The organism is Microbacterium sp. NPDC089186 (assembly GCF_040685115.1).
Taxonomy (GTDB): Bacteria; Actinomycetota; Actinomycetes; order Actinomycetales; family Microbacteriaceae; genus Microbacterium; species Microbacterium galbum.
On record NZ_JBFBHJ010000004.1, the window covers coordinates 512,880 to 534,531 of the forward strand.

The 21,652-nt window shown below is 68.7% G+C and carries 17 protein-coding genes; 2 read left to right on the forward strand and 15 right to left on the reverse strand.

The genetic code is table 11. The features are described from left to right. Positions 1 to 53 precede the first annotated feature (53 nt). The 5 genes from AB0N82_RS16280 to rfbA form a co-directional block, all read right to left on the reverse strand. Positions 54 to 1,262 carry an ABC transporter ATP-binding protein gene (locus AB0N82_RS16280; RefSeq protein ID WP_363393094.1) on the reverse strand — a complete coding sequence of 403 codons (1,209 nt, stop codon included), beginning with the start codon at positions 1,260 to 1,262 and terminating at the stop codon, positions 54 to 56. Continuing rightward, positions 1,262 to 2,179 carry an ABC transporter permease gene (locus tag AB0N82_RS16285; protein WP_363393097.1) on the reverse strand — a complete coding sequence of 306 codons (918 nt, stop codon included), beginning with the start codon at positions 2,177 to 2,179 and terminating at the stop codon, positions 1,262 to 1,264. Before AB0N82_RS16285 ends, AB0N82_RS16280 begins: the two co-directional genes overlap by 1 nt. Positions 2,180 to 2,201: 22 nt before the next feature. Further along, positions 2,202 to 4,130, reverse strand: a complete 1,929-nt coding sequence (locus AB0N82_RS16290) for a rhamnan synthesis F family protein (RefSeq protein ID WP_363393100.1) — start codon at positions 4,128 to 4,130, stop codon at positions 2,202 to 2,204. After that, on the reverse strand, positions 4,127 to 6,049 hold the full coding sequence (locus tag AB0N82_RS16295) for a rhamnan synthesis F family protein (protein ID WP_363393103.1): 1,923 nt from the start codon (positions 6,047 to 6,049) through the stop codon (positions 4,127 to 4,129). Before AB0N82_RS16295 ends, AB0N82_RS16290 begins: the two co-directional genes overlap by 4 nt. Before the next feature lie 88 nt (positions 6,050 to 6,137). Continuing rightward, positions 6,138 to 7,022 (reverse strand): glucose-1-phosphate thymidylyltransferase RfbA, encoded by an 885-nt coding sequence (gene rfbA, locus AB0N82_RS16300; RefSeq protein WP_363393106.1) that lies wholly within the window; start codon positions 7,020 to 7,022, stop codon positions 6,138 to 6,140. 82 nt (positions 7,023 to 7,104) lie between these two features. On the opposite strand from rfbA, the gene rfbB reads away from it, so the two are divergent. Together rfbB and AB0N82_RS16310 are read left to right on the forward strand one after the other, a co-directional pair. Beyond that, positions 7,105 to 8,103: a dTDP-glucose 4,6-dehydratase gene (rfbB, locus tag AB0N82_RS16305; protein ID WP_363393109.1), complete on the forward strand. Its 999-nt coding sequence runs from the start codon at positions 7,105 to 7,107 to the stop codon at positions 8,101 to 8,103. 4 nt (positions 8,104 to 8,107) lie between these two features. Then, positions 8,108 to 9,520, forward strand: coding sequence for a bifunctional dTDP-4-dehydrorhamnose 3,5-epimerase family protein/NAD(P)-dependent oxidoreductase (locus tag AB0N82_RS16310; protein ID WP_363393112.1), 1,413 nt, complete (start codon positions 8,108 to 8,110; stop codon positions 9,518 to 9,520). Positions 9,521 to 9,562: 42 nt separating this feature from the next. Here AB0N82_RS16310 and AB0N82_RS16315 read toward each other — a convergent pair whose 3' ends face one another. From AB0N82_RS16315 to AB0N82_RS16360, 10 genes are all read right to left on the reverse strand, one after another. Then, positions 9,563 to 11,611, reverse strand: coding sequence for a hypothetical protein (locus AB0N82_RS16315; protein ID WP_363393115.1), 2,049 nt, complete (start codon positions 11,609 to 11,611; stop codon positions 9,563 to 9,565). A gap of 94 nt (positions 11,612 to 11,705) precedes the next feature. Beyond that, positions 11,706 to 14,066, reverse strand: coding sequence for a VCBS repeat-containing protein (locus AB0N82_RS16320; protein WP_363393118.1), 2,361 nt, complete (start codon positions 14,064 to 14,066; stop codon positions 11,706 to 11,708). Then, positions 14,063 to 14,590, reverse strand: coding sequence for a hypothetical protein (locus tag AB0N82_RS16325; protein WP_363393121.1), 528 nt, complete (start codon positions 14,588 to 14,590; stop codon positions 14,063 to 14,065). The genes AB0N82_RS16320 and AB0N82_RS16325 overlap by 4 nt, the downstream gene beginning before the upstream one ends. Before the next feature lie 61 nt (positions 14,591 to 14,651). Beyond that, positions 14,652 to 15,602 carry a glycosyltransferase gene (locus AB0N82_RS16330; RefSeq protein WP_363393124.1) on the reverse strand — a complete coding sequence of 317 codons (951 nt, stop codon included), beginning with the start codon at positions 15,600 to 15,602 and terminating at the stop codon, positions 14,652 to 14,654. Between the two features lie 60 nt (positions 15,603 to 15,662). Beyond that, the gene (locus AB0N82_RS16335) at positions 15,663 to 16,766 is read right to left on the reverse strand and encodes a glycosyltransferase (protein WP_363393127.1); all 1,104 of its coding nucleotides are present in this window, start codon (positions 16,764 to 16,766) and stop codon (positions 15,663 to 15,665) included. Further along, the gene (locus AB0N82_RS16340) at positions 16,763 to 18,187 is read right to left on the reverse strand and encodes an LCP family protein (RefSeq protein WP_315994584.1); all 1,425 of its coding nucleotides are present in this window, start codon (positions 18,185 to 18,187) and stop codon (positions 16,763 to 16,765) included. The genes AB0N82_RS16335 and AB0N82_RS16340 overlap by 4 nt, the downstream gene beginning before the upstream one ends. Positions 18,188 to 18,225: 38 nt before the next feature. Beyond that, a complete protein-coding gene (gene purE / locus AB0N82_RS16345) occupies positions 18,226 to 18,693 on the reverse strand; it encodes a 5-(carboxyamino)imidazole ribonucleotide mutase (protein ID WP_363393361.1) in 468 nt (155 codons plus the stop codon). Between the two features lie 119 nt (positions 18,694 to 18,812). Further along, positions 18,813 to 19,946: a 5-(carboxyamino)imidazole ribonucleotide synthase gene (locus AB0N82_RS16350; protein ID WP_363393130.1), complete on the reverse strand. Its 1,134-nt coding sequence runs from the start codon at positions 19,944 to 19,946 to the stop codon at positions 18,813 to 18,815. Between the two features lie 192 nt (positions 19,947 to 20,138). Continuing rightward, positions 20,139 to 20,693 (reverse strand): PH domain-containing protein, encoded by a 555-nt coding sequence (locus AB0N82_RS16355; protein ID WP_363393133.1) that lies wholly within the window; start codon positions 20,691 to 20,693, stop codon positions 20,139 to 20,141. An 80-nt stretch (positions 20,694 to 20,773) separates the two neighbouring features. Then, complete coding sequence (locus AB0N82_RS16360; RefSeq protein WP_363393136.1) at positions 20,774 to 21,556, reverse strand: biotin--[acetyl-CoA-carboxylase] ligase; 783 nt, start codon at positions 21,554 to 21,556, stop codon at positions 20,774 to 20,776. Between the last annotated feature and the right edge of the window lie 96 nt (positions 21,557 to 21,652).

Here is a 21,652-nt window from a genome sequence, read left to right on the forward strand (position 1 = left end):
GACCAGTTTATCGGGACGGGGTGCCGCCATCAGGGCGCCACCCGGAGGGCGAGTCAGACCGAGGACGCTCCGACGAAGGCGACGCTCGCCGCCACCGTGCCCACGGTCACGTCGTCTCGCGTCTTGACGGTGAAGAGCGCTCCCTGCGCCAGACCGTGGCTGCTCGGCTCGCTCACCCCGGCGGCGTTGGCATTGACGTAGTACTGACCGGCACCGAGATTCACCGCGGCGACCCGCAGATCGACGGCGACCGGACCCTCGATGGGATCCAGACGGTGCTCGAGCATCTCGGTGTTCGACGCCAGCACCATGTGCCCGAGAGGCGTGTCGATGCTGAAGCCGAGCTCCCATCGCTCGATCGGCTTCATGGAGTCCACGTGGACGCGGATCGTCAGGGGATCGCCCTCGTTCACGACCTTCGTGGGCGAGCCGTCGTCGGCGAGCAGTTCGACGCGCTTCACCTGGATCGGGTGCACCGTCTGTTCGGGCGGAGCTTCACCCACCCGGCGACCTTCGAGCACGTCGCGCAGGGCTCCGATGGCGGCGCGGGTCTCGCCGTCGAAGACGACGGCTCCGTCCTTGAGGACGATGCCCCGGTCGCAGAGTTCCGCGACCTGCTGCGCGGAGTGCGTCACGAGGATGATGGTGCGCCCCTGGGCGCGGAACTCCGCGATGCGGTCCATGCATTTGCGCTGGAAGGTCTCGTCGCCCACGGCGAGGACCTCGTCGACGAGCAGCACGTCCGGGTCGGTGTGAATGGCGACCGCGAACGCCAAGCGCACGTACATGCCGGAGGAGTAGAACTTCACCGCTGTGTCGATGAAGTCGCCGATCCCGCTGAACTCCACGATGTTGTCGAATTCGCGGTCGATCTCCTCGCGAGTCATTCCGAGGATCGAGGCGTTGAGATAGACGTTCTCTCGACCACTCAGATCGGGGTGGAACCCTGCTCCGAGTTCGAGCAGTGCCGCCATGCGTCCTCGGGTCTCGACGATGCCGGACGAGGGCGAGAGGATTCCGCCGATGAGCTTGAGCAATGTGCTCTTGCCCGAGCCGTTGGCCCCGAGAAGACCGACGGTGGTTCCGGCCTGGATGGTCAAGGAAACGTCGTCCACAGCGACGAAATCACGACGGTGGGTCTTGCCGAGACGGCCCAGGTGCACGACCCGGTCTTTCAGGCTGTTGTCTTTGCGCACACGGAAGTGCTTCGAGACGGAGGACAGGCGCACGATGTCCGGCGCGGCGGTGGCAGAGTTCGGCATCACAGCTCCTGAGCGAAGTTGCCCTGCATGCGGGTGAAGACGCGGTGCGAGATCACGAGCAGGACGAGGCCGATCACGCCGGCGATGAGCATGCGCAGCCCGAGGTTGGCGGGGTAGTCCTCGATGGTGCCCGCACCCCAGAAGGCGCGGTGGAAGCCGAGCACGGCGATGGTGAGGGGGTTGGCCGCGTAGACCTCGAGCACCCACTCCGGCAGCTGGAAGCGAGTGATGACGTCCTGCACCATGCGCCACGAATAGACGATGGGCGCGCCCCACATGGCCAGCATGAGCACGACCTCCGTGAGGTACTGGATGTCGCGCAAGTAGACGTTCAGCGCTGACAGCAGCAGCCCGATCGCGAGTCCGTAGATGGTGATCAGGATCACCGATGGGAAGAACCACAGCATTTCTGCCGGCTCGGGGAGCGCTCGGAACAGCAGGGCAGCCACGACGAGTACGCCCAGCTGCACGAGGAACATGAAGCCTGCACCGCCGATGCTCGCGAGCGGGAAGATCTCGCGCGGCAGATAGATCTTCTTGACGAGTCCGCCGTTCTGCAGGATCGACCCGGTCGCCCCGAAGACCATGTCGTTGAAGAACACGTAGAGCGTCAGACCGGAGAACAGGTAGACCGCGAAGTTGTCGATCCCCTCGGCGGCCCGGAGGAATTGGCCGAGCACGATGAAATACATGAGGAACTGAATTAGGGGCCGGATGACGGTCCACAAGAATCCCAGGAAGCTGTCGCGATAGCGCGCCTGCAGATCGCGGCGCACCAGGAGGTTGAGCAGGTCGCGACGAGCGAGGATCTCGCCCACCTTGCCCAGCCGGCCCGTGGCACGACGGCCCTTGGCGTCGACGACCGCGTACGGCGCGTCGGCGATGCGGGCGAACCTCGCCTCGGTCTCCATGCTCATCGCTTTTCTTCTCGCTGTCGTGTCATCGGTTCTTCCGTCGTCTTCTCACACCATCGGCAACCCGGTGGATCCAGCGCCCCGGCCGGCGCACGGGATCCATCAGCCGCCGCATCCGATGGACAGCGCCCATGTGATTGAGCCGCATGTACATCCGAAGGAAATCTTTCCCGGAACCCTTTCCGACGAATCCCACGGCGCGCAGCCGGTCGATCTTCTCGAAGGCGTATCCCGGGGTGGTCGCCGACATCTCGTCGAGCTTGTAGTCCAGGGCCGTGAAGCTGACCGCCGCGTAATCGGGTGCCACGATCGTCCGGGTGTGAAAACCCGCTTCGCCTGCCGCGTAGGACGGCATGCGCTCAAGGATATGCGCGAGTCCACCGTCTTGGTACGCCTCCGCGCCGCCGAAGTCGGAGTAACGCCAAGAATGCTCGACGAGAATGCGCAGCGCCTCGGGCCGTGCGAAGAACATCGATCCGTACGGCGCCAACGGCGACACGTCGTCCAAGGGAACGCGGATGCCGAGTTCGTCGGCGAGACGCTCGAACCCGGGTTTGTTCGCCCACCAGGCTCGTCCGAGCGTCGGGTAGCCGATGTGGATCATGGGCGGGTAGGCGAGGCCGAGCCCCGGTTCGCGCTGGAACAACGCCACCACGCGCGACGTGTGCGCATCGTCGTGAAGGAGGTTCAGGAACTGCTGCTCGCGGAAATGCGTGCCGACGTTGTATCCGTCCTGCGGCGTCTTCTTGCTGTGGAGCTTGACCACGAGATCGTATCGGTCCGACACCAGCACGTCACGGCATCCGACCAGGAACGCGCTCTGGTCGCGGCCGTCGTTGGACTCCACCACCCGGACCTCGACCGAGCCGCGCTCTCCCGGGAGCGCGGCGATCCGCGCCCGGATACGCGCGGCGCGCTCGGCGTCCGGGGTCGTGACGACGAGGTCGTACGGCATCGGCAGCGTGTCGGCCCGCTCGATCATCTCGTCTGTCATCTCGTCGTAGAAGATGTGGGCGATCACCACGACCCGCATCGGGCGAGAGGGGTCGTACGGGTCATGGTCCGCGCCGATGACGTCCATCAGACCCGCGTCGGCGTTCAAGACCTTGGGAGCGACGTTCCGTGCGAGATTCGACAGCGCCATCTCGACCGGGTATCCCCCCTCCGCGGCGGCGTCCAGGGCCCACCTCCCGATGACCGCGTGGCGGTCGAGGAAGGGCGGCCAGTGGAAGAACGGACGACGCTTCAGCACGGGGCATCCGTCGTCGATCAGCGCGCGCGGGGCGAAGAGCGACGCGTTGACGCAGCCGTAGTCCTCGGAGGCGAAGGCGGCGGCGGATACGAAACCGTCGTCGCGGAACGCCTGTGTGAAGACGATCTCGTGGTGCACCACCGCATCGGTGTAGGAGGTGAGGGCGGGCAACTCGCTCCAGTAGCGCTCCCACCGATCGGACAGGAACATCTCCCGGCGCACGGCGAGCCAGTACGACTGGAGGTGATAGGGCAGCGTGCCCTTGCCGGTGATCGGGTTGTGCTCCTCGGGTGTGTGGTCGGTCATCCCCCAGAAGTGAACGGCACGCGCGTCCATCCGCTCGAAGACGGGAGCGAAGGGACGCACCGGACCGAACCACGTGTCGTTGGTGAGCACGATCTCGTCGTACTGCGACAGCTCTTCTCGCAGATGCCGCAGGGCGTGGCGCTGCGCGCCGATGTCGAACCCGCTGTTCTCACGCACGACGACCTCGTCGGCGACAGGCTCGAGTCGTGCGCGGCCGGACGCCGTGAGGCTGCCGTTCACCACGACGACGATGCGAGTGCTGTGCGGACGGAGACCCTGCAGCGCGTGCACGACGTAGTCGTCGACACCCCCGCGACGGTCGAAGATCGTGTACACGATCAATCGGCGCCCCTCGTCGGGGAAGGCCACGGGTGGTGGGACCTGGAGCTCGCTCACGCGCGGCCTCCTCTCACCAGGCGGCGACCCGTCGCGACGCCGGCGCGCGCCGTGCGCAGAACCGCGCGCGCTCCCCGGCCGAACGGACGCATAACGGGGTCCAGACGCTCGACGACTGCGTTGTGATTCGTCTTCATGTACATACGGAAGAAAGCGACGGCGCCCGCCGTGCCCATCCAGCCCGCACGGTGCAGGAATTGGATCTGCTCGACCGGATACCCGGGTAGGTTGACCGCCAGCTGGTCGATCTTGTACTCGACCGCAAGGTGCGTCAGGCTCGCATGCTCGGGGTCGAGCACCGTCCGCACGTGATATCCATCCTCGCCGGCGGCCGCGGAGACCAATCGCTCCAGCAGACGCTGCATGTCGGGAACGCGCTCGCGCGACCGGTCGCGGAAATCCCGGTAGGTGAACTTCTCATCGAGAAGTGGGCGGAGGGACGCCGGCCGTCCCGCCCACATCCCGCCCAGCGGTGAGAGCGGCGTCACCCCGTCGAGCGGGACGCGGATGCCGAGTCGGTCGGCCATGTCGTGGCCCATCCCCCGATACCACGACCATCCTTCCCCCGTGGTGGCGTATCCGGTCTCGATGACGGGAGGGATCACGACACCGAGACCGGGCTCGCGCACGAAGAGCGCGAGGAGATTCGCAATGTATGCGGGGCTGCCCACGAGGTTGTCGCGCATGTAGCGACGGAAGTACTCGGCGACCGTTCGTCCCCGGCGCACGGGGAGTCGGTCGTGGAGCTTGACGAAGACGTCGTAGCCGCCGTCGAGCAGCTCGTCGCGGCATCCGATCAGGAAAGCACTCATGTCGCGACCCTCGTCAGAGGGGACGACCCGCACGTGGGCGTCGCGGACGCCGGCACCCTGGGCACTCACCAATTCTTCCAGGCCGGGAACGAGAGCCCCGTCCGACGTCGTCACGATGACGTCGACCGGCGCCGGGAACCAGGAGAGGCGCTCGACGAGCGGAGCGACCGTCGCTATACCGGTGGCGTGCAGGACCACGAGCACACGCAGGACGGAGGGGTCCTCGGATGCCGTGACGACCGTGCGAGGCAACACCTCGAGCATCGCCAGATTCGTGTTGATCACCTTCGCGGGCACGGTGCGCGCGAGATTGTCGAGGATGAGCGCCGTCGGATAGCCGTATCCCTCGACGCTCTCGACGAGCGTCCGACCGATCACGGCGTGCCGGTCGAGGAAGACGGGCCAGTGGAAGAAGGGCCGGCGCTTGACGAGCGGGCAGCCGTCATCGAGCAGCAGTGTCGGGTTGAACAGCGCCGGGTGGTCCGTCGGATAGTCGTCGGAGGCGAATGCGACACCGGACGTGAAGCCCGCCTGCACGAAAGTCTCCGTGAAGAGGGTCTCGTGCTTGAGGACGGCGTCGAAGTACGACGGCATCTCCGGCAGCTCTCGCCAGTACCGTGCCCAGCGGTCGGACGCCAGCATGTCGCGACGCACCGCGATCCAGAACGACTGCAGGTGGTAGGGCAGAACGCCCTCACCCGTGAAGGGATTGGGTTCCTCCCGCGCGTGGTCCGTCATCCCCCAGAAATCGACGTCGAGGGCATCCATCCGATCGAAGACCGGCCCATACGGGCGCACCGGACCGAACCAGGTGTCGTTCGTGAGCACGACCTCGTCGAAATCGCGCAGATCCGTCCCCATGTGATCGAGCGCGTCTTTGTGGGCCCAAATGTCGAACCCCACATTCTTGCGCACCAGGATCTCGTCGGACACCGGCTCGAGGCGCTTCCGCCCCTCCGGCGTCAGCGACCCGTTGACGACGACCAGGATGCGCGTCGCACGATCACGCAGACCCGCGAGCGCGTGTACGACGTACTCATCGATACCGCCACGCCGGTCGTACACGACGTAGATGACGAGCCGACGCCCATCCGAGGGGAAGACCACCAGACGCACACCTTTCGGTCCCAATACCGCATCCATCGGTGCTTCGGATGCGGCAGGGACCTCGACCGCACACAGACCACCCGCGAGCTTAGAGCGGACCGCGGTCGCTTCCCTGAGCAAGGGCCTTGAGGAGGTAGTCGCCGTAACCGCTCTTCACGAGCGGCTCCGCGCGCTCGCGCAGTTGCTCGTCGGTGAGGAAGCCCATGCGCCAAGCCACCTCCTCGGGGCACCCGATGGACAGCCCCTGCCGCTTCTCGACCGTTCGGATGAACTCGGTGGCCTCGCTGAGGGAGTCGAACGTCCCGGTGTCGAGCCACGCCGTACCGCGCGGGAGGAGCTCGACGCGCAGACGTCCCTGCTCGAGGTAGGTGCGGTTCACGTCGGTGATCTCGAGCTCGCCTCGCGGAGAGGGGGCGAGGCCCCGGGCGATCTCGATCACGTCGTTGTCGTAGAAATAGAGTCCCGGTACCGCGTAGTCGCTCTTGGGGAGGGAGGGCTTCTCTTCGAGCGACACCACCCGGCCCGCGGAATCGAATTCGACGACCCCGTAGGCCGTCGGGTCAGCGACCCGGTATCCGAACACGACACCGCCGTCGAGATCCGTGTACTGGCGCAGACGGGTGCCCATGCCCTGCCCGTAGAAGATGTTGTCCCCCAGGACGAGCGCCACGGACTCGGAGCCGATGTGCTCCTCTCCGAGGAGGAACGCCTGGGCCAAGCCATCGGGCGACGGCTGCACCTTGTAGGTGAGCGAGATGCCGAAGCGCGAGCCGTCGCCCAGCAGCCGTTGGAACTGCTCGGAGTCCTGGGGAGTCGTGATGATGAGGATGTCCCGGATGCCGGCGAGGATCAGCGTGGACAGCGGGTAATAGATCATCGGCTTGTCGTAGACCGGGACGAGCTGCTTCGAGATGCCCAGCGTGATGGGATGAAGTCGCGAGCCCGTTCCGCCCGCCAGAATGATTCCGCGCATGGCTTCAGTCTTCCTCATCCGCACGGACCCACCAATCACCCCGCCCCGGGACAGGGACGCTCTCCCCGGTAATCTGAAGCGCATGAGTCGTCTTCTCGTCACCGGTGGTGCCGGTTTCATCGGATCCAACTTCGTGCACCATGTCATCGCGCACACCGACCACACGGTGACCGTGCTGGACAAGCTCACCTACGCCGGGAACGAGGCATCTCTCGCGGGGCTCCCCGAGGACCGCGTGCGCCTGGTCGTCGGCGACATCGCGGACGCCGCCGTCGTCGACCCCCTCGTCTCGGAGGCCGACGCCGTGGTGCACTACGCCGCGGAGTCGCACAACGACAACTCGTTGCACGACCCCCGCCCGTTCCTCGACACGAACATCATCGGGACGTACACGCTGCTCGAGGCGGCCCGCCGTCATGACGTGCGCTTCCACCACATCTCCACCGACGAGGTGTACGGCGACCTCGAGCTCGACGATCCGGCCCGCTTCACCGAGAGCACGCCGTACAACCCCTCATCGCCCTACTCCTCGACCAAGGCCGGTTCCGACCTCCTCGTTCGCGCATGGGTGCGATCGTTCGGGGTCCGCGCGACGATCAGCAACTGCTCCAACAACTACGGGCCGTACCAGCACGTCGAGAAGTTCATCCCCCGGCAGATCACCAATGTCCTGCGCGGAATTCGTCCGAAGCTGTACGGCACCGGCGAGAACGTCCGCGACTGGATCCACGCCGACGACCACTCCTCGGCCGTCCTGACGATCCTCGACAAAGGCGAGATCGGCGAGACGTATCTCATCGGCGCCGACGGCGAGAAGGACAACAAGAGCGTGGTCGAGCTGATCCTGCAGATCACCGGGAACCCCACCGACGCCTACGACCTCGTCACCGACCGCCCCGGACACGACCTCCGCTACGCGATCGACTCGACGAAGCTGCGCACCGATCTCGGGTGGACCCCGACCTACGGCGACTTCGAGTCCGGCCTCGCGGCGACCATCGACTGGTACCGCGACAACGAGGCCTGGTGGGCTCCCACCAAGGACGGCGTCGAGGCGTTCTACGCCAGCAAGGGGCAGTGACCCGGTGTCGATCGACTTCGGAAAGGCGCTCTCGGTCCGGGAGACGACCATCCCCGGCCTGATCCTGCTGGACCTGCCCGTGCACGGCGACTCGCGCGGGTGGTTCAAGGAGAACTGGCAGCGCGAGAAGATGACGGCTTCGGCCGTCGACCTGCCCGACTTCGGCCCCGTCCAGAACAACATCTCGTTCAACGACGCCGTGGGCACCACCCGCGGCATCCACGCGGAACCGTGGGACAAGTACGTCTCCGTCGCCACGGGTCGGATCTTCGGCGCCTGGGTCGACCTGCGCGAGGGCGATTCCTTCGGAGCAGTCTTCACCGCCGAACTCGACCCCTCTGTTGCGATCTTCGTGCCGCGGGGCGTCGGCAACTCGTACCAGACGCTTGAACCCGACACCGCCTACACCTACCTCGTCAACGACCACTGGTCACCCGACGCGACGTATACGTTCCTGAACCTCGCGGACGAGACGGCCGCCATCGCGTGGCCCATTCCCCTGGACGAGGTCGAGATCAGTGCGAAGGACCAGAACCACCCGCGTCTGGCCGACGTGGTCCCCATGCCGCCCAAGAAGATCCTCGTGACGGGCGCCAACGGTCAGCTCGGCCGGGCCCTTCGCGAGCAGTTCGGCGAGCATCCCTGGATCGAGTACGCCACGCGCGCCGAGCTCGATCTCACCTCCCCCGACCTCGGTGCCGCGCGCCGCTGGCGCGACTACGGCACGATCATCAACGCCGCGGCGTACACGAAGGTCGACGCGGCCGAGACGCCGGACGGACGCGTCGAGGCCTGGGCGGCCAATGTCACCGCGGTGGCGGCGCTGGCGCGGATCGCGATGGCGAACGGGATCACTCTCGTCCACGTCTCGAGCGACTACGTCTTCGACGGGACGAAGGACGGCGCCTACGGCACGGAAGACGTCGTCAGTCCCCTGGGGGTCTACGGGCAGACGAAGGCCGCGGGCGATGCCATCGTGGCCACCGTGCCGCGCCACTACATCCTGCGCACGAGCTGGGTCATCGGCGACGGGGCGAACTTCGTCCGGACGATGGCGTCACTCGCCGAGCGCGGGATCGACCCGCGCGTGGTGAACGATCAGGTCGGACGCCTGACGTTCACCACCGACATCGCCTCCACGATCCAAGGTCTCCTCGATGCGGCCGCTCCCTTCGGCGTCTACAACGTCACGGGGGTCGGGACTGCGCGCACCTGGTACGACATCGCACGCGAAGTGTTCGCGATCACCGGACACGACCCCGAGCGCGTCTCCGGGGTCGGCACCGACGAGTACTTCGCGGCGTCCCCGACGCCCGTCGCGCCTCGCCCCCGCAACAGCGTGCTGCTCGTCGATGAAGCAGGCCCCGTCGTCACCGGCGATATGGAAGAGAGATTGCGCGCCTACCTTCAGGGATGACGCTCCAGCAATGAAGAGGGGACCGCGGACGCGGCCCCCTCTTCATTTCCGCACTTCGTAGATGCGCATCGTGGTCGGGCCCTCCTGGACGGTGTCCGACAGGGTGACGCACGCCGAGTCGATCGGGGCCTCGCTCAGCACCCAGGTGACGTACTCCTGGGCGAAGGGGGCACAGGCGTCGAACGTCATCTGCACCTGGTCCGGATAGGGATTCCGAGGAGCGGGATCACCGGAGCCCAGTACCCACGACACCATGCCCAGGCGGTTCCACTCCTCTTCCGCGGCCCCGGTGGGATCGATCTGCGCCCACATCTTCTCTGACGGCGCCCCCTGGAAACCGTTGAGTGCAGTGACCCCCGACTCGACGAGCATCATCGTGGGCAGAGAGCTCGAAGTGATGCCCACCCAGGTTCCCGGTTCCTTCTCATCCCGCTGCTGAACCGTCTGCACGGTCGCGGTCTCCCGCAGATCGAGCACGCCCCGATAGAGCGGATTCACGCCCAGTCCCGACGCGATCGACACCAACAGCAGCGCGATCGCACCGGCGGTGACCCCTCCCCGCGCGAAAGCCACGACCGAGAAGAGGAAGAGCAGGGCCAGAACCACCCCGAGGACCGCTTCTGCGCCGCTGATGCCCTCCAGATAGGCCGTCAGCCCGCCGGTCCGATGCACGCGCCAGAGGACCATCGCCATGGATGCCGCGGCCACGGCCAGCGCACCGAAAGACACCCACCAGGGCCCTCGACCGGCCCCTCGGCTCCGTCGGCTGTCGAGGGCGGCGCCGACCACGAGCACCAGGACGAAACTGAGGACGCCGAAGCCGATGCGCATGCGCGCGGAGGTGGTGCGATCCAGGAGCAGCACGTGCGCGATCGGATCCCACCCCGGCACGAACAGGAAGGCGAGCATGACGGCTCCCGCCACGAGGAGGGCGATGGACAGGGGATCTGCACGGCGCTCGGCTCTCCACCGCTCCACGAGCAGCCACGCCACCACGACGACGAGGAACAGACCGGGGAGGAAGAACGTCGACGCCTCAGGCATGTTGACCGCGAAGGGCTTGCCTGCGGTGCGGCCGAGGTCGAAGGACAGGAACCCGGCGAACAGCTGTGCGAGTTCAGACCATCCACCCTCGCCCACCTTCTGCAGGCGTTCGCCCGGGTAGACCGTCGACGTGAACCCCTCGATCGTCGACAACCTCGTGATCAGCCAGACCACCATGACGACGGCCGCCGCCCCGCCCGCGACGAGAAGAGGCACCAGACGACCCAAACGACGGCGGAAGGGAAGCGAATCGTCTCCCGGTGTCAGGACCGCACCGACTGTGAAAGCCGCGGCGACGAGGACCACGGGGACGATGAAAGGCGCGTACACGCCGACCGCCATGGCCGCCGTCGTCCAGGCGGTCACGGCGGCCAGGATCCAGGCGCCGCGTCGTCGCCGCGACCGCAGGCACCACACCGCCGTCGCCATCACCAGGAAAGCCCACGCGGCGGGATAGAGGGTCGTGGACAGATACCACCACTGGAAGAACGGCGCGAAGAAGAAGCCGACCGATAGCGCCGCCCCAGTCAGAGGTCGGCGTGGCATCAGCACGACCGAGAGGAGGTATCCCGCGGCGATGACGGCGAACCCCGGCAGCCACCATTTGAGCGCCATCGCCTGATCCAGCGGCAGGAAGAAGAAACCCCACAGGTGCGGCCTGAGAAGCGTCGACCAATCGGTGGTGGGAAGGTCGTTCTGAACGGTCGCATCCATGCCGCCGGGGAACGTCTCGTTACGGGCCGGGAGATCCTGCTCCACCTGCGAGATCACCCACGACGTCTGCACGAACCATTCGTCGCTTCGGATCGGCTCCGGCTCGCCCGCGATCAAGGCGGGGTCCTCGCCCTGGCTGATCAGGTCGTGGACGATTCCCGTCGATGATCCCGTCAAACCCAGCGCGACAAGGGCCACCAGCACGAACCCGAGGATGCCGAGGGGCACGCCCACGACCGCGCAGTTCGGCAGCCCGTCCGATCGCGGCGTCGCCCATCTGCGGTACCGATCGCGGAAAGCGCGTCGTGCGCCAGGAGCGAGGGGGTTGGTCACGGAGCGGGTCTCACTTTCGAAAAGGCCGACTCTCCAGTGTCGTCGATGCGGCGGGATCCCGCGAACGGCACCAGCCCACCCGACGAGCGGTAACTCATCGGATCTGCGACATCACTCCCCACCCGATTCCCGCGAGCACCCGATCGCCCTGCCATCCGCCCCCGCCGTCTCCGCGATAGAGGAACAGGTTGCCGTTCGACGCACGGCCGAGCACGTCCGGTCCACCGGAGCCGTCGAAGTTCCCCGGGCTGAAGACGGCTCCGAAGACGTTCCAACCGGTACCGATCTGTCGGATCGATCCCCAGTTCCCCCGCCCGTCGGTGCCGTACATCCACAGCGTCCCGTCTGTGCGGCGTGCGATGAAGTCGTTGACACCGTCTCCGTCGACGTCGCCGGCCGCAGAGAGGGAGTCGATGACGTTCCACCCGATGCCGATGGGCTGACCCTGGCCGGTCAGCCATCCTCCCATCCCGTCGCCGCGGTAGAGCTTCAACCCTCCCGAAGCGTCACGGGCGACGACGTCCACACGACGGTCTCCATCGAAATCGATGCCACCGGTCACCAGGCCGAATCCGCTCCACCCACTGCCGATCGTCGTGGGCTTCTCGAAAGTCCCGTCGCCCTTGCCGCGCAGCAGCTGGAAAGTGCCGTCGCTCGTGATGCGTCCGAGGTCCGCACGGCCGTCGCCCGTGAAGTCACCCAGGGGCACGATCTTCGACGTTCCCCACTTGGCGTCGACCTGGATGGGACCCAGCCAACCGCCTGATCCGTTTCCGGGGTAGACACTCATCACACCCTTGTTCGACACGGCGACCACGTCGCCCGCGCCGTCGCCGGTGAGGTCACCGGCGCCGCCGGGGAAGGACTTGCGCCACCCCGGCCGGGGTCCCTCGCTCGTGACGACGCTCATGACCGACCATCCGCTGCCGACGGGAGAGCTCACCCGGCTGAAGCTGCCGTTGTTCCCGCCGGCGTAGGCCCACAGCACGCCTGACTTGTCTGCTGCGAGAATGTCCCCGGGGCCGTCTCCGGTGAAGTCACCGGGCATCAGGATCGTCTTCATGACGTCCCACCCGCCCCCGAGATAATCCCGGCCGTCGCGGAACCCGCCCCTGCCGTCACCCCGGTAACTCCACAGCGCGCCGGAGTCGTCGCGCGCGAGGAGGTCGGGCACGCCGTCGCCGGTGATGTCGGAGCCGCTGACGAAGGCGGTGTAGCCGATCCAGCCGCTTCCGACTTGACGTGCCGCCGCGAAGGTCCCGTAGCCGGTTCCCTTCCAGAACAGCAACCGCCCGTCCTTCGTCGTCGTATAGACGTCCGGGATGCCGTCGCCGTCGGCATCGCCCGCCGCGCTGATGAACGGCGCGTCCGACCAGTTCACGTCGATGCGCTTGGGTGCCAGATCGTTGCCCTGCTCCGCGAGCGGGCGCAACCACACCTTCTTCGCCTTGTCGATGACGATCATGTCGCGACGACCATCGCCGTCGAAATCGCCCATGGCGAGAACCCGATCCGTGCTGGCGACTCCCCCGGCGGTGCGCACGCGAGCCCCCCACGCGCTGTTCTTGAAGGGGTACGACAACACGCTCCCCGACGCATCGACCGCCACCACGGACGGGTCCACCCCGTACTGCGGCAGCTTCGGCGTGTACCGGGTCGAGCCGAACCAGTCGACGAACGTGCGCCAGAAGTTCCGGTTGCCGTATGCCGAGCATCCGTCGCCGGTGCCGTAGAGATTGTTCAGCGCGGCCTGGTTCGGCACGTAGGGGGTGTAGATGTAGAGCCCGGCCGTGGCCTGGTTCTCGATGAAGACGCGCTGGGTTCCGCATCCGCCGTTGGGGTTGTAGAGGATGTTGTTCCACCGACCGGACTGATAGCCCCACCAGGTGGGATTCAGGCGGTAGACCTCGAACTGCCGGGCGCCGTAATAGACCTGGTAGAAGAACCCCTGGGTCGACGAGTCGCAGGGGGCGGTGTCGGGGCAGCCTTGACCGGTCGCCGCGAGGTAGTTCCACTCGGAGGGGGCCGTGGAGGTGATCAGCCCCTGCTCCTTCTGCAGGAGCACCAACAGCGATTTCTGGCTGATGCCGCAGGACCGCGCCACCTTGTCGATGATCGTCGCGGCGCTCTCGTTCGGCGCCCCCGCATAGCCGTTGCAGTACTTGTCCGCGGGACGGTTGTCGGTGTTCTGGCGGTAGTCCTTGAGACAGGTGTACCCCGACTGGCAGGTTCGGACTTTGCCATTCAGGAAGGTCTGGATCTCCCCCGCCGTCATCGCGTCGCCGTCGTAGAAGACGGCATCGTCGATGATGTTGCCCGGGTTCCAGTCAGCGGCGTCCGCGGCTGCCGCCGATGAGGTGGGAGCGACGGTCGCCGGAAGCGCGACGAGGAGGGCCATGGCGCACGCCCATGCCGCGAGGATGGCCGCGACACGACGAGCCACCGGGCGGGTCACGGGGTCGGCTCGATCGTCGTGATCGACGACTGCGCCTGGAGCGCCCGCGACGCGTAGGACACGTGGAAGGCGAGATCCTCCGGCGCGTCACCGCCGACCGCGATCGACATCAATCCGCAGTAGGTGACGTCCTTACCCTCGTTCGCTTCGACCGACGCCGTGGCGCCGGTGGAATCCACGGTGAGGGTGCACGTCCCACCGGACTCCGAGATGCCCGGCACCATCGCGCTCACTTCGAGGTTGCCGTCGCGCACCTCGGAGGTCACGATCAGGATCTCGCCGTTGTAGACGGTCCCCGGTGTGGCGGAGGCGGAGGGCGACGGCGAGGGCGTTCCCGTGGGGGTGCTCGTCGGCGAGGCCGAGGGGCTTGCGGATGCCGCCGTCGCCGTCGCGGAGGGGCTCACCCCTCCGACCGGGGTCGCGCACGCCGACAGCCCGACGAGGCCGGCGACCATGAGCACCGGAAGGGTCGTCCGCAGACGACGCGAGCGGGACGAGCGGGCAGCGGCTGTGGTGTGGCTCACGCGATCATTATGCGGGCGCTGCTCCTCCGGTCCCGCTGCCACGCCGCGCGACACCGGCTCGTTACCCGCGCCGAAGGGTCCGCCGCACCCGCCGCAGCCGCGACATCACCGGCTGATGTGCGTCGATCTCGCGCCGGACGTCGTCGCGGATGTCGGTGCGCAGCCGCTCGACGATCCGCTCCACTGCGTCCTCGATCGACCGGTCGACGTGAGCCGCCAGCTCGGCCTGCGACGCGGCGACGAAGAGAGGGAGCCCGGCGCCCTCCCGGCGCACCCACTCCGCCAGCGCGCGGTCGCGGACCAGGGCGTCGTCGCGCGCGTGCTCCGCGGCCAGACCGAACATGCTGTTGGCGTCGCGGCCGACGGCATCCGGTCGTTGCGTCCAGAAGGCGAGGGGCTCGCCCGGGAGGAAGCCGATCCCGTGCACGCGCAGGATGCGCAGGTAGAGGTCCCAGTCCTCGACGGCGTCGAGCGTCTCGTCGTACCAGCCCACCTCGGCGTGCACGGCACGGCGGTACAGCACCGCGATCGGCACCATGCGATTGATGCTCATCATCTCGGTGAGCGAGACCCGCTGCATCCCCGCCCAGAAGGGCGCGCGCCCGACCTCGACCCAGTCCCCGTCGCGCTGCTCCTCGTAGACGATCTCGGTCGGTACCGCGACGCCCGCGTCGTCGGGGTGCGCGTCGAGCCACGCGACGGTACGGGAGAGGAATTCGGGATGCCACCGGTCGTCGTCGTCGTGCAGCACGACGTGGTCGGTGTCGAGCGCGCGCACGCCCGTGTTCGCGGCGACGCAGCGACCGCCGTCGCCGTCGGCGATGTGCACGATCTCGACATGCGAGAGGCCGGATTCCGCGACCACGCGGTCGACCTCGGCGGCGACGCCGCCGTCGTTCACGACCACGACCCGCCGGTCGGCGAAGGTCTGCGCGGCGATGTCGGCGAGCGCACCGCGGAGGAATCCGGGACGGTGGCGGGTGCGGACGACGATCCCGACGCGAGCAGGCATACGTCGAAGCCTAGGGTCGCCTCGTCCGCGGTCGCGGGAGCCTCGCGGGAGGTCGATCGATCACAGCTCCGCGTGCAGGGCCCAGACGCGCTCGGCCGCGGCTGCCCAGGCGAACCCCTTCGCGCGGTCACCGGCGAGCACGCGCAGACGCTCCGCCTCGTCGCCCAGGGCGAGGGCGAGGGCCTCGCCGAGTTCCTCCGGGGCCGCATAGGCCGCCGCGTCGTCGAGCACCTCGCGGTGCGCGACGGTGTCGACGGCCACGACGGGAACGGCGAGCGCGAGCGCATCGACCGCCCGCCAGGGCCAGTCGGTGCGGGCGCACGGGGCGATGAACGCCGCGGCGTGCGAGAGCACGGCCGCGCGGTCCCACCGGTCGAGCGAACCGCGCGCGTGAACGCGTGTCTCCGCCACGCCGGCCGCCGCCGCGATGTCGGCCACGCCGGGCTCCTCCCCGTCCGGCACGTCGAGCACGACCACGTCGCCGTCCCAGCCCGCCGAGACGACCGCTTCGAAGGCGTGGGCGAGGTCGTCGGAGGCGGCGACCCCTCCCGCCGTGGCGACGAACGTCGACGGCAGATCGAGGGCGCGCAGGCGCCCCACGGCATCCGAGGGCACGCGGAGTCCCGCGGCGGGAGCACCGCCGATCACGCGGACCTTCTTCACGAGCTTCGCCTTGGCCGTCTCGGCGAGCCGGTCGGCCATCGCGTGGGTCGGCACGATCACCGCGTCCGCGTGCTTCGCCACGCGCGAGAGCAGGGCCCGCGCGGCGAGGCTCTCGGTCCTCGGCAGCTCGTCGGGGGTCTCGAACGCCCGCAGGTCCCAGAGCGTCACGACGATCTGGTGCGTCTCGTTGACCCGGTCGTGCCGGACCAGCGGGGCCAGCGCCGTCGGGGAGTGGATGAGCCCCTTGCCGATCCCCGGGGCCACCCCCAACTGCCACGACGCCGCGAGTTCGCGGCGACGCACCGCCAGCCGCGTCTCGGAGCTCAGCCCCTCGATGGTCTGATCGTCGGCGAGGCCGGGGGCGGGCACGATCGCCGCGACGTCGCAGCCTCGTGGGGCCGTCGCGATGAGTGCTTCGGTGAGGGATGCCGAGGCCTCGGCGAGGTCGCGGGAGGTCGGGGCGACGAGCTGATCGAGGACGACGCGGAGGGTGACGGTCACGGCGCGGGGCTCTCCGTTTCGGTCGGCGGGTGCAGGGCGTCCTTCACCATCTGCTGCACCTGCGCGTAGTCGGGGTCGAACTCGTCGACGCCGCCCGCGGGGGTGAGCTCGAGGGTGCCGACCGTCTGGTCCTTCGCCTTGAGGGCGAGATCGACCAGTGTCGGGGCGATGAGGCTCTGCGGCAGATCGGTCTGAAGGATGTTCGTGGTCGAGGTGGCCACCTGCTGGAAATGCGCGAGCACGTTCTGGGGCGTGAACTGCGCGAGGATCGCCTCCTGCAACTCGCGCTGGCGTCGCATGCGGTCGAAATCGCTCGTGGTGTAACGCGAGCGGGCGTACCACTGGGCGGTGTCGCCGTCCATGTGCTGCTGACCGGGTTCGATCCATCCGAATGCCCAGTCGTCCACCGGCTGGCCGTCGTAGGCGGGTCCGCCCTTGGGCAGGCGCTCCTGGACGTTGATGTCGACCCCGCCCAGGGCGTCGATGACGTCGGCGAAGCCCTTCATGTCGATGAGCACGTAGTACGGGATCTGGATGCCCATGATGCCCTCGGCGGCGTCCTTGGTCGCCTCGATCCCGGGCTCGGAGTCGTGCGCCTCGGCCTCGGGGTAGAGGGCGTTGCCGTCCTGGCAGATCTCGACCTCGGTCTTGAGCTGGTTGATGCCGCTGCCCCAGCCGCACGTCGCATTGGCGTATCCGGTGTGTCCGTCCGGGTACTTGTCCTGCATGGGCCCCGGGGCGAAGGGGAAGTGCGGCATGTCGCGCGGGATTCCGGTGATCGTCGTCGCGCCGGTGGCGGCGTTGATGGAGACCACGGAGATGCTGTCGAAACGCATCGAATCGCGACCTTCGCCGGAGTCGGCGCCGAGAAGGAGGATGTTGTAGTAGCCGTCGGACGGCGGCACGACGGGGGCCGACTGCGCGAACAGCGTCGAGAACGCGTCGCGGGTGCTCCCCGCGATCTGAGCCGCCCAGGCGGCTCCCGAACCGGTGAGCACCAGCATCCCGACGGACACGATCGCGAGGGCGACGCGCGAGAGGGGACCGACCTTGACCAGGCGGATCAGGCGCAGGGTGTCGATGGTGAGCACGACCCACAGCACGACGTAGGCGGCGATCACGACCTGCACGAGGGTCAACGGCAGGGGTCGGAACCACGACAGGAAGTCGGGGAAGAACGAGCCGGTCGCGAGGGTGAAGAGGCCGGTCGGCCACAGGATCGCCCCCAGGCCCGCCAGCACGAGCAGCGTCCACAGCGCGAGGGTGGCGCCGAGTCCGAAGCGACCGAGGCGCCGGTTGCCGGCGAGCACCTGCGCCGACCCGGGGATGAGCAGGTTCAGCACGACGAGCCACCAGCCGCGGCGGGTCATGACCTCGACCGACGACGCGTCGGGGTTGCGCAGCGGCCGCGCCTCGATCATCGGCGCGTGTGCGCGCGGGCGGGCGGGCGCTGCGAGGGTCACAGCGAGTCCTTCAGACGCCGGTTCTTCTCGTCGACCTGGGCCTCGAGGTCTCGGGCGTATGCCTCCACGCGCTCCGCGAGCTCTGCGTCGGCACTGCCGAGGATGCGGGCGGCCAACAGCCCGGCGTTCTTCGCGCCGTTGATCGACACGGTCGCGACGGGTATGCCGGCCGGCATCTGCACGATGCTGAGCAGCGAGTCCAGCCCGTCGAGGGTCGCCAGCTGCACCGGGACGCCGATCACGGGGAGGGCGGTGACGGATGCCAGCATGCCCGGCAGGTGCGCCGCTCCCCCGGCCCCGGCGATGATGGCGCGGAGCCCCCGGCCGCGCGCCTCGCGTCCGTAGCGTATGAGCTTGTCGGGGGTGCGGTGGGCGGAGACGACCTCGACCTCGTGCGGGATGCCGAACTCCGTCAGCACCGCGGAGGCGGCATCCATCACCCGCCAGTCGGAGTCGGAGCCCATGACGACGCCGACCACGGGCGTCTCGGAAGAATGCAGCGGCCGGGTCACCGCACCAGGCTAGGGGGGCTCGCTGGAAGATCGCGGAACGGCGCGCTCAGGAGTGCCGGTCGGTCGCCCATTCAGTCGAAGAAGGCCGCGGCCGCGCGGCCTTCGTACACGACGTCGTCGAGGTCGTCGCCGACGACGTTGACGTGCCCGACCTTGCGGCCCGGCCGCGGCGCCTTGCCGTAGGTGTGGATCTTGGCCGACGGGTGAGCGGCCATGGCGGCGGGGAAGCGTTCCTCGAGCGTGCCCTCCGCCGGCCCGCCCAGCACGTTGATCATCACGGTCCAGGGGGCGACGGCATCCGTCGATCCGAGGGGCAGGTCGAGGACCGCGCGCACGTGCTGCTCGAACTGGCTCGTGACGGCCCCGTCCTGCGTCCAGTGCCCGCTGTTGTGCGGACGCATGGCGAGTTCGTTGATGAGGATGCGCTCGTCGGTGGTCTCGAAGAGCTCGACGGCGAGCATGCCGGTCACCCCGAGGCCCTCCGCGACCGCGACACCGATCTCGGCGGCCGCGCGCTGCACGCGCTGGTCGGCGCGCGGGGCGGGGGCGACCACCTCGGCGCACACGCCGTCGCGCTGGACGGTCTCGACGACCGGGTAGGCGCGGACGTCGCCGGAGGGGCGACGGGCGACCTGCTGGGCGAGCTCGCGCGTGAAGTCGACGAGTTCCTCGACGAGCAGCGACCCCCCGTTGCCGTCTTCCGCGAGGGCGGCGAACCAGTCGTCGGCCTCGGTCGCGGCCGATACGACCCGCACGCCCTTGCCGTCGTATCCGCCGCGGGGGGTCTTGACGACCGCGCGACCGCCATGGGCGTCGAGGAACTCCTGGAGCGCCGCGGAGTCCGCGACGGCGGCCCAGTCGGGCTGCGGCAGGCCCAGCTCGGCCATGCGGGCGCGCATGACGAGCTTGTCCTGCGCGACGCCGAGGGGCGCGGGGCCGGGGTGCACGGCGACGCCCGCGTCGACGAGGGCGGCGAGGACGTCCTGCGGGACGTGCTCGTGGTCGAAGGTGATGACGTCGACGTCGCGCGCGAACGCGAGCACGGTCTCGGCGTCGCGGTAATCGCCGACGGCGGTTGCGGCGAGGGCCGCCGACATGCCCTCCTGCTCGGCGAGCACGCGGATCTCGACGCCCAGCTCGACCGCCGGCGCGATCATCATCCGCGCCAGCTGCCCGCCACCGACCACTCCGACTCGCAGCGCCATGCCGCTCCTTCCGTCGGCATCCATTCTGTCGGGACGTCCGCGCGCGCGCGAGCCGGGGCCGCCCCGGGGCGTCGGGAAGCGCCGATGCCGAGCCCGGCTCCGGGGGCGCGGACGCGACGCCCGGCGGCTTCGACGGGCTCAGCCACCTCCGCTCGACGCCTGAGCCCGTCGAAGGGACCGGGCCCCCTCGAGTCAGAGGCCGACGGAGCCCGAGCCGAAGGTCTGCGAATCGCGGTGGGCGAGGATCTGGTTGACCTCGACCTGATCGACCAGCGTCTCGTGCACGAGCACGGCGTGCGGGATGTTCTTCAGGCGCAGCGGGGGCTCGACGCCGTTCGACAGCGACAACGTCCCCGCACCCCAGAGGCGCTGGAGGAGGCCGCGACGCATCTGGATCGCGTAGCCCCGCACGTGGGAGATCTCGCGCTGGGTCGAGCCGAACGGCCCCGAGCGCTCGATGACGCGGCGCGTCGTGATGGTCCACGTGTGGGAGAGCCACACGAGGAACGGGATGACGACCAGCAGCAGGATGACGACCGCGGCGGCGGTCAGCAGCATCCAGTTCTCGTACGGCGCGGGGAGGTTGTCGTAGAAGTAGGCGGTCGCCCCCGCGACGGCGATGAGCACGAGCGCGGACCAGAACAGCCCGCGGGCATGGGCGTGCAGCCGGGCGATGCGCAGCTCGGGCGCGTTCGTGCCCGGCGCCGGCATGCGCGGGCGCCCGATCGAGCTCGACGGCTGGGTCACCCTCTCATTGTGCGACCCCGTGGCCGACGATCGCGGCGCACACGCGGGCGGCGGTCGCGGCGGAGCAGCGCGGCACCGCGTCAGCGCACGTGCACGACGTCGCCCGCGGCCACGACCGTCTCGATCGTGCCGGCCGCGACGACGAGGCGACCGTCGTCGTCGAGTCGCTCGGCGAGCCCCTGCACCGTCGTGCCGTCCGGCATCGACACCGTCACCTCTCGCCCGACCGTCGCGCACAGCCCCTCGATGTCGCGGTGCACGCCCGCGACGTCTCCGGATGCGAGGGCGGCGAGGCTGTCGCGCAGGTGGCCGAGGTAGTCGGCCATCAAACGGTCGTCGTCGCACTCCGCCCCGATCGCCGGGAACGACGTCGCGGTCGTCACGGGGAGATCGGCGCGGGACATGCGCGTGTTGACACCCGCTCCGACCACCACCGTGTCGAACGTGCCCGGCACCGCCTCGGCCAGGATGCCGCAGATCTTGGCGCCGTCCACGAGCACGTCGTTCGGCCACTTCAGCTCGGCGCCGCCGCCGTGGCCGGTCAGCTGCGCGCGGACAGCGCGGGTCATGGCCGCCCCCGCGGCCAGCGGGATCCACCCGCGCGACGACATCGGGATGCCGGACGCGTCGACCACGACGGACACGGCGAGCGCTGTGCCCGCCGGCGCCGTCCACGTGCGGTCGAGGCGCCCCCGGCCCGCGCGCTGGTCATCGGTGACGAGCAACGAGAGGTGGGGCCAGCCGGCGGGGTCGGCGGTGACGGCGGCCACGACGTCGGCATTGGTCGAATCGGTGGTCGTCACCACCTGGACGCGGGGGCTGATGTCGGCGGTGCGGGGGTATCCGGACGCGGGGATCGGCATGTCCACACCTTAGGGAAACGGCGGCGCGTCGGCATCCGGTTGCGCGCGACGACCGACACCACCGATGGCCGGATGCCACAGCCCGCGGACGATTCG